At 64.6% G+C, this 11,879-nt stretch carries 8 protein-coding genes; 1 reads left to right on the top strand and 7 read right to left on the bottom strand.

Going from position 1 to position 11,879, the window contains the following annotated elements; translation table 11 throughout:
• Positions 1–19: 19 nt before the first annotated feature.
• Positions 20–865: an SDR family NAD(P)-dependent oxidoreductase gene (locus C7402_RS31540; RefSeq protein ID WP_116613427.1), complete on the bottom strand. Its 846-nt coding sequence runs from the start codon at positions 863–865 to the stop codon at positions 20–22.
• Positions 866–989: 124 nt separating this feature from the next.
• Between C7402_RS31540 and C7402_RS31535 the strand changes: the two genes are divergently transcribed.
• The gene (locus C7402_RS31535) at positions 990–1,922 is read left to right on the top strand and encodes a helix-turn-helix domain-containing protein (protein ID WP_112173824.1); all 933 of its coding nucleotides are present in this window, start codon (positions 990–992) and stop codon (positions 1,920–1,922) included.
• Between the two features lie 22 nt (positions 1,923–1,944).
• On the opposite strand, the gene benC is transcribed toward C7402_RS31535, so the two are convergent.
• The 6 genes from benC to C7402_RS31505 form a co-directional block, all read right to left on the bottom strand.
• Positions 1,945–4,734, bottom strand: coding sequence for a benzoate 1,2-dioxygenase electron transfer component BenC (gene benC / locus C7402_RS31530; protein WP_116613426.1), 2,790 nt, complete (start codon positions 4,732–4,734; stop codon positions 1,945–1,947).
• Positions 4,735–4,956: 222 nt separating this feature from the next.
• Entirely contained in the window at positions 4,957–6,243 is a 1,287-nt protein-coding gene (locus tag C7402_RS31525; RefSeq protein ID WP_112173822.1) for an MFS transporter, read from the bottom strand.
• 123 nt (positions 6,244–6,366) lie between these two features.
• Entirely contained in the window at positions 6,367–7,425 is a 1,059-nt protein-coding gene (locus tag C7402_RS31520; protein ID WP_116613425.1) for an Ldh family oxidoreductase, read from the bottom strand.
• Positions 7,426–7,519: 94 nt separating this feature from the next.
• The gene (locus C7402_RS31515) at positions 7,520–9,085 is read right to left on the bottom strand and encodes a UxaA family hydrolase (RefSeq protein WP_425273815.1); all 1,566 of its coding nucleotides are present in this window, start codon (positions 9,083–9,085) and stop codon (positions 7,520–7,522) included.
• Positions 9,086–9,118: 33 nt separating this feature from the next.
• Positions 9,119–10,438, bottom strand: coding sequence for an MFS transporter (locus C7402_RS31510; protein ID WP_116613423.1), 1,320 nt, complete (start codon positions 10,436–10,438; stop codon positions 9,119–9,121).
• A gap of 128 nt (positions 10,439–10,566) precedes the next feature.
• On the bottom strand, positions 10,567–11,868 hold the full coding sequence (locus tag C7402_RS31505) for an L-fuconate dehydratase (RefSeq protein WP_116613422.1): 1,302 nt from the start codon (positions 11,866–11,868) through the stop codon (positions 10,567–10,569).
• Positions 11,869–11,879: the final 11 nt, after the last annotated feature.

Genomic DNA, 11,879 nt, shown 5'->3' with positions numbered 1-11,879 from the left:
GTTATGGTGTTAATGGCGCTCACGCGGCCGGGGTGGCGTTAAAACCAGGGCGCGGAACCATATCCATCAGCATGCAATCGAGCCCGCCGTCGACGAGCACCTCGGCGCCATTGACGTAAGCCGCCAGGTCGGAGGCGAGGAACATGGCCGGGCCTGCGAGGTCCTCTGGCTCGCCGATGCGGCGGCTCGCAGTGGCGGCGGCGCGGCGAGTCTCGAAGCCGGGTTCCTCATAGAATTTCGCGGACAGCGCGGTGCGGATCATGCCGGGCAACACGCAGTTGCTGCGCACGCCGCGCGGGCCCCACTCCGCCGCCAACTGCCGCGAGAGCAGCAGCACGCCCGCCTTGCTCGGGCTGTAGGAACCGCTATTGGTCTGCGGATTGAGCGCCGCAATCGAGGCAACGTGGACGATACTGCCCTTGCCCGCCGCCAGCATGTCGCGACCGAACGCGCGGGCACACAGAAGGTAGCCGGTGAGGTTCACGGCGATGGCCTGGTTCCAGTCTGCGATCGAGACCGTTTCGAGCGATCCAGCGCGTAGTAGTCCTGCATTGTTGACGAGCACGCTGACCGGACCGAGCGCCGCGCGAACCTCGGCGGCGGCGGCGGCAACGGAGGCTTCGTCCGACACGTCGCAGCCGAACGCCTGCGCCATGGCACCTGCCTCCCGAAGTTCGGCGGCGACAGCCTCAGCGCCCGCAAGATTACGGTCGACGAGCGCCACATGGGCTCTAACACTAGCGAAGGCCCGCGCGATGCCGGCGCCAATTCCGCTGCCTGCGCCCGTGATCACGCAGACCTTGCCGCCCAGGTTCAGCCCGTATGCGGTCGATGCAGCCACGCGATGTTCAAGTTCCTGTTCCATGCTGTTGCTTTCCCCAAGATTTTCCACGCCATTACACGTGGTGCATTTCGTATCGCCATTGAACGCCTCAAGCGCCTGTGGAACAATGGACAGAGACGACATATAACAGGACATACCGTGCATCATGGCCGATGACCAACAGCGCCGCCGGACGGTTCTGCACTTCGCGCTCTATGGGGCGGAAGCCGGCCAATCCTGGGTCGACATGGTGCATTACGAGCCCATTCCTCTGCGTGCCGGCCGTTTCGACTTCGACATCAAGCCGCACGTCCACGACGCGCTGATCCAGGTGCTCTACGTCACCCGCGGAGGCGGCGAGACCTTTATTGACGGCAAGACGTGGGAGGTCGTTGCACCCTGCCTGATCGTCGTGCCGGCGCACTCGGTTCACGGCTTTCACTTCCGCAGCGACATCGACGGTCACGTCATCACCGCCGCGCAACCTGCATTGGAATCGCTGGCGATGACGGCCGCGCCCGACCTGCTGGAATTCATGCGCACACCAACGGTGCTATCGGTCGATCGCGACGTCGAGCGCGGTACACCGCTGGACACGCTTTTTCAGTCGATCGCGCACGAGGCGCAGAGCCACGAGCGCTGGCAGTTCACCGCGGGCGCGGCACTGGCGATCACCCTCTTCGTCAAGATTGGGCGCCTCAGCGAGAGCGCCCGGCTTTCAACCAGTTCCGAGCAGCGGACAATGGCGGCGCGGATCGAACGCTTCCGCGCGCTGCTCGACCGCCATTGCCGTGCGCGACGGCCAGTGGCGAGCTATGCCGACGAGATGGGCGTCACCACCGGCCAGCTCTCCCGCATCTGCCGCGCCACCTTCGGGGTCTCGGCAATCGAGGCAATCGACGCACGCTCGATCCACGAGGCCAAGCGCCTGCTCGGCTATTCGAACCTCAGTGTGAAGCAGATCGCCAGCGAACTGGGTTTTCAGGACGAAGCCTATTTCGGCCGCTTCTTCCGCAAGCAGACGGGACTCCGGCCAACCGAATATCGCTCTGCGGCCCACGATCGATCCTTGCCGCCTGAAAAAAGGGGCGCGGACTGACTTGACCGCGCCCTGCTCCCGTTCAGACCGATAACCCGCCCAGCTTGACGAACAGGTGCTCCGGCCCGGAATTGGTCAGATTGTTGCCCCGCACATACTGAATCGGTTGTGCCGGATCGAGCGCAATCGCGCCAATCTTGCGGGCCAGCGCTTTCGTCGCGATCAGCGTCTCCAGCTTGGCGAGCGGCGCACCAAGACATTTGTGCATGCCGTTGCCGAAACCGAGGTGGCCGCTCGAATCACGGTCGATGTCGAACGTCTCGCCGTCGGCAAACTTGCGGCTGTCGCGGTTCGCAGCCGACAGCAACAGTCGCACTACTGCGCCCTTGGGCAGATCAACGCCCGCGACCGTGGTCGCCTCGGTGGTGATGCGGCTCACGCGCTGGACGGTGCCGCGGTAGCGCGCCACCTCCTCGACAAAACGCTCAGCGTCGGCGGGACTTTCGCGCAGACGTCCCAGCAAATGCGGCTGTTCGGCGAGCATGCGAAAGGCGTTGGCGACAAGGATGGTCGTGGTGTCGTGCCCGGCAATGAAGACAAAGGCGCACAGCTCCTTCGCTTCCTTTTCCGAAAGCAATCCGTCTTTCCACATGCGCGCGATATGCCCGCCAATCGACTGGCTGTCGGTGAGCGCGAGCCGCTCCATCGCTTCCTTCAGGTATGCGAAGAAAGCCTGCGCGCTCTGCTCGTCGGTGCCGGTCCCCGGCGCATTGCGGGCGAGCCGCCCGAAGTAGCTAAAGGTCTCGTCCGACCAGAACTTCATCTTCTCCTCATCCTCATTCGGCACGTCAATCATCGCGGAGATGGTCGAGATGCTGAGCGGGATGGCGAAATCTTGAACGACATCGCCGCCGCCTTTGGCGATCATCGCGTCGAGCAGGTCCTCGGCCCTTTGCGCGATCTGCTCGATAAAGGGATCGAGCGCCAGCGGCAGGAAGGATGGCTGGACGACCTTGCGCAAGCGCGAATGGTCGGGCGCATCGAACAGCGTCAGGAACGTCAGCGGCGGCGGGCTGACGACCTCCGAGGAAAACAGCTTAGGATTACGGATTGCCTGGTAGACGTCGTCATAGCGCGAGAGGAACCACACGTCCGACGTCGCCGACTGGCAACGCAGCACCGGCGCATGCTCACGCATCCAGCGGTAGTGCTCGTAAGGGTCGCCTTGCGAGCCGTCGTCAACCACCTTGAATGGCGCCAGCCCCTCGGGCCAGTCCAGTTCGTGTGAATAAGCCGGAAGCATTCTGGCCGTGAACGGGCAGACCTGCGGCGCGCTCTGCGGCACAGGGATCGGGAGCACGGGGGCGGCGGCCACCTGAGGTGCTGTCTTGCCCAGCGCCATACGCTCCAGCGCCCGGCTCATCGTGGCCTTGGAATGGAGCGCATGCAGTGCAATCACGTCTCGCGCCTTGTTCAGGTCGCCCAGTTCGAAGGCGCCGACAATGTCCCGGTGCTGCTGGACGATGTCGCCGACGATCTCGATCTGGTCGGACAGCGCGCGAGCGATGAAGTCCTGCACGGCCAGTTGCCGGTATAGCGCGATCAGCTGGGCGTTCCCGGACGCTTCGATCGTGAACAGGTGGAAGGCGTGGTTTGCCTCGATGTAGCGCGCCACATCTGTAAAGCGCTGCCCGGACACGAACGGCGCCGTCGCCTCGGCGAGTTGGCGGAAGCGGATCAGCTGCGCGCTCGACAGCCGGCCCATGGTCAGTTGGGCCGCGCCCAGTTCAAGGGCCATACGTATGTCGAAGGCTTCGTCGACATCAACAGGCGCGATGTGCTCCTCGCCGGTCTGCACCACCAGGCCGGTGCCGGCGAACTTCTCATAGTAGAAGTTGCGCGGCGTCAGGCCTTCGGACGAAAGGTAATTGCGCACCGCATCGACCATCGGCGGCGGGCCGCAGAGGTAGACATCGGCATCTCCGTCGTTGAGCTGGGAGGGGATGATGTGGTGCGTGACATAGCCCTTGTTGGGATGGGCGCTGTCGGGGCTGGCGACGGTGCAGGCATAGGTGAAGTCCGGCAGGCGCTGCGCATAGGTTTCGAGCCGCTCGATGCCAACCAGGTCCTCATCCGTGTTCACACCCAGGATCATGTGGATCGGATACGGGCTGCCGCCGTCCTCGACGATCTTGTCCAGCATCGAGAGGAACGGTGCGAGGCCCGTGCCACCCGCCAGAAACAGCACTGGGCGCTCGATGGGGCGCAGGTAGAAGCTTCCCATCGGACCGCGAAATTCGATTGTGTCGCCGGCTTTCGCGCTTTCGCAGAGCCAGGTCGACATCGCGCCTTGACGCACATTGCGCACAAGGAAGGACACGTGCGGCTCGGACGGCCCCGAACTGAAGGAGTACGAACGGGTCTGATCGGTTCCGGGCACGCGGATGTTGACGTACTGTCCCGGAAGGAAGCTGAGATCGGCGCGGTTCGCCAGTTCGACCGAGAAAGCGATCGTGCTCTCAGATGCGCGTTGGCAGGCCATGATCCGTCCACTGAAGGAGGACGGGCCAGTGCCGGAAACGTCGGCGTTCGTGGCGATCTGGATCACGCAGTCGGAGCGCGGGCTCATCTGGCAGGTGAGAACCTTGCGCTCGCTCGCCTCTTGCGGGCTAAGCGCGTCTTCCACGCAGTCGCCCAGAACATACTCACCGGACTCGCAAACCGCCTTGCACGTGCCGCACACACCATCACGGCAATCGAGCGGAATATTGATCTTCGCGCGAATGGCAGCATCGGTGATGCGCTCTGTGTCGTCGCAGTCGATGAAGCGGGTCACGCCGTCCTCGAAACGGAGTGTTATCTGATGGGCCATGGCGGTGTCTCCTCGATGGCCGCCCGGACATCGTGCTCCGCTGGGTGCATGTTCGGGCGGGTCGGCGCGCGAGGTGACCATGCTTCTCGCAAGCGCCCGGTGGGTTTAATGCCGCCAATTTAGAGCCTAAGCCGCGTTCCCCTCAATGGACAGAGACGACGTTCACCCGGACAAAACGTGCATCGATATCCCAAGTCCCGGTCCGCGTCACCCGCGCGGGCCTCAACCCTCAACGGCCAGAGCCGGTACAGGTGTTTCGATCGAGCTCCTGAGGAGGACGAAGTAGGCCAGCGCGGACAGCGTCGCCACGACCGCGCTGATCAGGAACGCACTCGAGAACGAGCCCGAGTATTGAATGCTGAAGCCGGTGACGATCGGCGCCACGGAGCCGGCGATGTAGCCGCCGAAATTCTGGATCGAGCCGAACGACGCAACCCGGCTGCTATCGACGATGGTGTTGACGATCATCCACGCAGTCGCGCTGGCCAGGTTGATACTGAAAAGCGCGAGGCACAACAGCACCACGCAACTGGTCAGGTCAGTGATGACGGTCAGCGGCAAGGTCACCAGGGCCGCCATCAGCAGGCCGGCAATCACCGTGCACTTGCGGCTGGCGAGCACGCCCATGCCGCGCTTGACCAGCCAGTCGCAGATGCGCCCGGCAAGCAAGGTTCCCAGCGCCCCGAACACATAGGCGAGCGACACCACCCACGCGGTCTTGTACAGGCTCAGACCGTGCTCGCGCTCAAAGTAACCGGGCAGCCAGGTCAGGTGCAGCCAGAGCATATAGATCACGCCCATGAACCCCAGCATGGCGCCCCAGGTGCTACGGTGGCGGAACAGATCAAGCCATCCAGCGAAAAAGCCGCCGCGAACCGGGACCACTGGCGGCGGCGCCTCGACCATCCGCGCCTCGGCCTTCGGCTGCATGGCGAGGTATTGTGCGTGGCTCTTGTAGAAAGCGAACCAGCACAGCGCGATCAGGAGGCCCATGGCCCCGGTGATGACGAACATCCCGCGCCAGCCGAAATGCACCATGAACAAGGTCAGCAAAGGCGGCGCCAGACAAGGCCCGAGGCAAGTCGAAGACCAGACGATGCCAGTGGGCGTGCCGCGCTCCCTGGCATCGAACCATTCCGACAGCGACTTGGCCGCGGAGGGAAACATCGGCGCTTCGCCCAGCCCCAGGACGACGCGCAGGCCCATGAAGCTGGCGAAGCCGTTGGCAAGACCCGTGGCCGCCTGAGCCACGGACCAGATCAGCAGCGAGGCGCCCAGGGCGACCTTGCTGCCCAGCCTGTCGATGACCATGCCCAGCGGCAACTGCGCGAACGCATAGGCCAGAGAGAACGCAGAGAGCAGGATGCCCATCTGCGCGGGGCTGATGTGCATGCCCTTCTGGATCGAGGTGTTGGCGATCGACAGTGCGCTACGGTCGAGGTAGTTGATGATGCCGATGAGCAGCAAGAAGACCACGGTGATGGTCTGGTACTTCTTCAGTGCTTTCATACTCATTGTCTCAATGTCGTTGTTATGGAAGGTGCCGGAGCAAGTCGTGGCCGTCCCGTGCCAGCCCGGCGCCTCGTATTCGGTCGCCAGCACCTGTCGGCGCGGACCACGGCCTCCTGCACTTCATAGCGCTTCAAGACCGGCGTCGCGAGCCCGGCGCGCGAGATCCGCGTGCACCTCCGGCGCCAGCGCCACCCCCTCTTCCAGCGCCGCGCGGCGCAGGCCCAGTCCGGCCTGGCCGGGCAGCCGCACCGGCCGTTTGGGGTCGAGGGGACGGCTGGCCAGGACCGCATCGGCGATGACCGCCATCTCCTCGATGAAGGCCTCGATGCCCGCGAAGTGATCGGGGTCGAGGACCAGCACCGTGACCCCGGCGCCCCATTGCTCCGGACGATCCTTGCGACCGTGGCCGGCCAGCGCGCCAGTCAGGGCCTCGACCAGCAGACCGAGGGCAAAGCCCTTGTGGCCGAAGGCCACGCCGCCCAAAGGCAGAATCGCGCCCCGGGGGTCTTCCTGCATGACGCCCGGATCGTCGCTCACCTGCCCCGTCCCGCTGACCAGCACCGGATGAGGCAGCTTCCTGCCCGCCAGCCGGTATTGATTCACCAGCCCCAGCGTGACGCTCGACATGCTCACGTCCAGCAGGATCGGCGCCTCGCGTCCAGGAATGCCCGCGGCGATGGGATTGGGGGTGAGCACGGGAGTACAGCCGCCCGCGGCACTGACCAACGCCGCCGACGGATCGGACGAGAGCACGAGCGCCAACAGGCCCTGGTCAGTGAGCGGCTTGAGGTAGGCCGCGAGGCAGCCGATATGCGCGCTGCGCCGCACCGTGCCAACGCCCACGCCGTGCTGGCGGGCGGCTGCGCTGGCGAAAGCCAGGGCGCGTTCGACGCAGTACGGACCGAGCACGTAATGGCCGTCGAACAAACCGGCCACGCCGCCCTCGCGCAGCACTTCAAATTCGCTGGAACGGCCCAGCGCCTGGCCCTGCTGCAACTGGTCGAGGTAACGGCCAACCAGATTGACGCCGTGAGTACGGTGTCCCAGCAATTCGCCTTCCACCAGCACCCGGGCCACCGACTCGGCCACCGGGGCATCGGCGCCCGCGTTCAGGAACAACTGCCCGGCGAGCGTCAGCAGGCGCTTCACGTCGATTCGGAACTGGGCGTGCGCGTTCATGCACCGATCTCCTCGTAGCTGCGCAGACCGTCGCGCATGCGGTTGCAAACGGATTGATTCATGGTGGTGTTCACATCTGGGTCTGGGGTGGGCGTCACATCACGGCGCCGAACTGCCAGGGCACGAATTCGTTTTGCCCATAGCCGTGCAACTCGCTCTTGCTGCGCTCGCCCGAGGCAGTCGCAAGCATGCGATCGAAAATATGGGCACCGCGCTCCTCGATGCTGGTGCTGCCGTCGGCGATGCCGCCGCAGTTGATGTCCATGTCGTCGCCCTGCTGTTCGAACACCCGCTGGTTGGTGGCCAGCTTCAGCGACGGCGCGGGCGCGCAGCCGTAGGCGGAGCCGCGGCCGGTGGTGAAGGCGATCAGGTTGGCGCCGCCCGCCACCTGGCCGGTAGCCGACACCGGGTCATAACCGGGGGTGTCCATGAACACGAGCCCTTGCGCGGTGACCCGCTGCGCGTACTGGTAGACGGCCGTCAGGGTCGAGGAACCCGCCTTGGCCACGGCGCCGAGAGACTTTTCGAGGATGGTGGTCAGGCCGCCGGCCTTGTTGCCGGCAGACGGATTGTTGTTCAGTTCGGCATCCATACGATCGCAGTACGTCTCCCACCAACGGACACGGGCCACCAGTTGTTCACCGACTTCGCGATTGAGCGCCCGGCGAGTCAGCAAGTGCTCGGCGCCATAGATCTCCGGGGTTTCCGAGAGAATCGCCGTGCCGCCGGCCGCGACCAGGCGATCCACCGCGTTGCCCAACGCCGGGTTGGCGGTGATCCCGGAATAGCCATCCGAGCCGCCGCATTGCAGGCCGACAACAAGGTGCCGTGCCGACACCGGCTGGCGGGTCACTGCGTTGGCCGCCGGCAGTAATGCCTTGACGCGTTCGACTCCCGCGGCGATCGACTTCAACGTGCCGCCCTGGGCCTGGATGGTGAATACCTGGAGGGCGCTGCCGGCAGCCAGGCCCTCGTGGCTCATCCATTCGTCGATCTGATTGGTTTCACAGCCCAGGCCGATCACCAACACGGCCGCGAAGTTGGCGTGCAAGGCGTAACCCGCCAGCGTCCTGCGCAGCACCGTCAGGGACTCGCCCTTCGGATCAACCGCGCAGCCCGCGCCGTGGGTAAGCGCCACCACGCCGTCGACCTGGGGGAATCCGGCCAGCGCGGCGGGATTGATGTCACGGCGAAAATGGTCCGCCACCGCCCGCGCGACCGTAGCCGAGCAATTGACCGTGGTGAGGATGCCTATGTAGTTGCGCGTGGCCACCCGCCCGTCGGCGCGGACAATGCCATCGAAGCTTGCCTGGCAAGGTGGCAGTTCGCGCCGCGCACTGGCAAAGGCATAGTCCTTGTGGAAGTCCCCCATGGCCAGGTTGTGCACATGCACATGTTGCCCGCGCCGGATCGCTTGCGACGCGAATCCGATAACCTGGCCGTAGCGGCGCACCGAACTGCCCGCGGCGATATCGCGTACCGCGACCTTGTGACCCGGTGGAATCAAACCGGCGACGGTCAAGTTTTCGGCTTCGATCACCGTGCCGGACATCAATTGGGTTCTGGCGATGACGACGTCGTCGACGTCGCTGAGCCGGATCGTTGGCGTCACCCCCTGCGTAGGGGGCTGTGCCGATACTTCGATAGATGACATATCCATTCTCGAGTCAACGGTGTACGGAAAGGCGCTGCCTCAGCCACGGCCCTCCTGGCCCTGGCGCAGCGCCGTGCCAGCCAGGGCGGCGGCAACGAGCAAGGCGGCAATCATCCACAGCCCGTTTTGAATCGACCCGGTCGCCTGTTCGACCATGCCCATGAGCGACGGTCCGAAGAATCCGCCGAACAACCCACAGGTGGTGACGAACGCGAGGCCGCCAGCCAGTGCCTGGCCCTTCAGGCGTGACGACGGGAACAGAAACAGCGTCGACTGGACCACGAAGATCATGAGTGCGGTCAGCGAGAAGCCCGCCATGCCAAAGACCGGATTGGACGACGTGCCGATCACGAGGCCGGCGGCCATGATGAGCAATCCGGCAACGAGCAGCCGACGGCAGCGCGCCGCCGTCGTCGCGAGCCGTGGCAAGGTTGCGGCGCCGATGGCCGCGGCGATCCAGGGCACGGAATTAAGGGTGCCGACCTGGAGCGGCGAAAGCTTGCCATAGGTGCCAATCACGCTCGGCAGGAAGAAGATCAGCGTGTAGATGCTGATCTGGTGACAGAAATAAACAGCGATGGCAAGCCAGATCTGGCGATCGGCAAGCATCTGACGCTGCCGGTGATTGTTGACGCCGGCGGCTTCTTCCTCGCGCTGGTCGGCGGCCAGCCGACGCTCGATTTCCCGGACTTCGTCGCTCGTCAGCCACGAAGCCGACGCCGGGCCGTTCGGCAGATGCCTCCACACAACGATCGCCAACGCGGCCGCGGGCAGGCCCTCACAGATGAACAGCCATTGCCAGCCATGCATGCCCAGCACGCCCTGCATTTGCAGCAGCGCACCACCCAGCGGTCCGCTGAGAATATTGGCGACACACACGCCGAGCAGAAAATATCCCGTGGCGCGCACCCGCTGCTTGCGGTCGAACCAGTACGTCAGGTACAGCATCACGCCGGGAAACAGGCCGGCCTCGGCCGCGCCAAGCAGCAAGCGCATGACGTAGAACGACGTTTCGCCCTGGACGAACGCCATGCCAGCCGACAGCAGCCCCCAGGTGACCATGATGCGGGCGATCCAGAACTTGGCGCCGCATTTGTACATGATGAGGTTGCTCGGCACCTCAAGCGCAGCGTAGGTCAGGAAGAACAAGCCCGCGCCGAGACCATAGGCCGCCGAGGAAATGCCCAGGTCGACGGCAATGCTCGCCTTGGCGAGTGCGATGTTGGTCCGGTCCAGGAAACTGATCACATAGACAATGATCAGCAGCGGCATCAGCTTTCGGAACAACAGCTTGTCCAGCGCGCGCTCAGTCGCACGCTCGACCGGCGCGGACAGGGTCTGTTCGGGAAATGGGTTCATGTGTCTCTTCCGTGCTTTTCTTTTTTTAGGATGATGCGGTTCCCCGCGTGGGCGGCATCGCTCGATGCCGCCCGGCCATGCTCGAACGTTGAGTCTGTCAACGCCGAATCTGGCGGATCGTCCCCGGACTACGACCAGGCGCTGCCATTGGGATATTCGTAGTTGACGAGCGTCTGCGGATGCATCTCGATGCTGTAGCCGGGGCGCCGGGGAGGCATGTAGCGGCCGCGGCGGATCACCACGGGTTCGAGAAAATGTTCGTGCAGGTGGTCCACGTACTCGAGCACGCGCCCTTCCAGCGAGCCGGACACCGCGATGTAGTCGAACAGGCAGATGTTCTGCACGTACTCGCAGAGCCCCACCCCGCCACCGTGCGGACAAACGGGAACCCCATACTTTGCCGCCATCAGCAGCACGATCAGCACTTCGTTCAAGCCGCCGAGCCGCGCCGCGTCCAGCTGGCAAAAGTCGAGGGCGCCCGCCTGGAACATCTGCTTGAACATCACGCGGTTGTGACAGTGCTCGCCAGTGGCCACGCCGATCGGCGCGATGCGGCGGCGAATGGCGGCGTGACCGAGGATGTCGTCCGGACTCGTCGGCTCCTCGATCCACCAGGGATCGAACTCGGCGAGGCGCCGCATCTTCTCGATCGACTCATCGACGCCCCAAACCTGATTCGCATCCATCATCAGGGTGCGCTCCCAACCGATCTCTTCGCGCAGAATCGTCGCGCGGCGGATATCGTCTTCCAGATTGCCGCCGACCTTCTGCTTGAAGTGGGTCCAGCCTGCCTCGACGGCTTCGCGTGCAAGGCGACGCAGCTTCTCTTCCGAATAGCCGAGCCAGCCGGCGGCCGTGGTGTAGCCGGGGAAGCCGTGCTCCAGCATCTCGGCCTCGCGCAGCGCCTTGGTCGGCGCCTTGCGGCGCAGCAGCGTGATTGCCTCCGCCGGGGTCAATGCGTCCGTCACATACGAGAAGTCGAGGCATCGCACCAGTTCTTCCGGCGTCATGTCGGCCAGCAGCTTCCACACCGGCTTGCCTTGCGCCTTCGCCCACAGGTCCCACACGCCGTTGACGAGCGCGGCCGTGGCGAGGTGGATCGCACCTTTGTCGGGGCCGAGCCAGCGCAGCTGGCTGTCGCCGGTGGTAATCCGATGCCAGAAGGCGCCCATGTCGGCGACGATCTCTTCAAGCGTCAGGCCAACCACCATCGGCGCCAAGGAATTCACGGCGGCGACACACAGCTCGTTGCCCCGGCCGATGGTGAACGTCAGGCCATGCCCTTCGAGACCGGCCGCCGAGTCGGTATGCAACACCACATAGGCGGCCGAGTAGTCGGGCGCACTGTTCATGGCGTCGGAGCCGTCGAGTGAGCGGGAGGTCGGGAAGCGGATATCGCGTACGGTCAGATGAGTGATGCGAGTGGTCATATCGAAATCGT

This window comes from Paraburkholderia unamae, assembly GCF_003096875.1.
In the GTDB taxonomy this organism is placed as follows: Bacteria; Pseudomonadota; Gammaproteobacteria; order Burkholderiales; family Burkholderiaceae; genus Paraburkholderia; species Paraburkholderia unamae.
The sequence above is the reverse complement of the archived record's forward strand: the minus strand, read 5'-3'. Positions and strand labels throughout refer to the sequence as shown.